This window comes from Kitasatospora sp. MBT63 (genome assembly GCF_000710465.2).
In the GTDB taxonomy this organism is placed as follows: domain Bacteria; phylum Actinomycetota; class Actinomycetes; order Streptomycetales; family Streptomycetaceae; genus Kitasatospora.
The window spans coordinates 1-834 of sequence record NZ_JAIZ01000405.1 but is presented as its reverse complement, the minus strand read 5'-3'; the positions used below and the strand labels follow the sequence as shown (position 1 = coordinate 834).

At 72.3% G+C, this 834-nt stretch carries 2 protein-coding genes; one reads left to right on the top strand and one right to left on the bottom strand.

The features are described 5' to 3' along the window. Nucleotides 1-356, top strand: a 356-nt coding sequence (locus AA75_RS22820; RefSeq protein WP_033822053.1) for a zinc-binding dehydrogenase, incomplete at its 5' end; no start/stop codon positions are given. Between the two features lie 220 nt (nt 357-576). On the opposite strand, the gene AA75_RS52280 is transcribed toward AA75_RS22820, so the two are convergent. Then, entirely contained in the window at nt 577-768 is a 192-nt protein-coding gene (locus AA75_RS52280) for a hypothetical protein (RefSeq protein ID WP_033822052.1), read from the bottom strand. Nucleotides 769-834 lie beyond the last annotated feature (66 nt).

Sequence of the window (834 nt, the reverse complement as noted above, 5' to 3'; positions counted from 1 at the left end):
AGGTGATCGACTACCGGGCGGTGCGGTTCGAGGACGTCGTCTCCGATGTCGACGTCGTGCTGGACGGAATCGGCGCAGAGGCGGCCGAGCGTTCGCTGAAGGTGCTGCGGGAAGGCTGCCGGCTGGTCACCCTGCCCGGGCCCGACGACGTTCCGGCTGCCGGGGACGGGGTGCGGGCGGTGTGGGTCCTGGTGGAGCCGGACCAGCTCGGCCTGCGGGAGATCGCCGCGCTGGTGGAACGGGGCGAACTGAAGCCGGTGGCCGGGGCCGTCGTGCCGCTGGCCGACGCCGCCAAGGCGCACGAGCTGGGTGAGCAGGACCGTAGCACCGGCAAGATCGTCCTCGCTGTGGCCTGACGGCCTCGGCCCTTCAGCGGCGGGGCGGGACGGCCGGGTTCGGGTCCCCGCGCGAGGTGTCCTGCCGGTCCGCCCTGGCTTGTCACCGGCGGCCGGTGTGAGTCCCGGACGGGTCGGCGTCTCTGCTGCCCCGGGCATCCGGGCCGACTGCGAGCCGTCGCCTCCGTGCGCGTTCCCCTCGGCCCCGCCACGTTGAGCGGGGCCGAGGGGAACACCTGTGTCAGACTGCCGCAGGAGTGAGCCGGTGCGTTTCGTCGACGATTTCGACGAACCGGTCCTCGAGGGCCGTCTGGTGCTGCCGGCCGTGGTGGGCGCAGAACAGCAGGGTGCCCTGGCCGAGCCGGGCGAGGAAGTAGGCCTGAGCGCCGCAGCGGTCGCATCGGTCCTGCGCGGTGAGTATGGGGTCTGTCATATCGGGCTGCTCCGTATCGGTTGTATGGGGTTGGCTCCGTGGCCCGGTCAGCGACAGGGCGGGTGT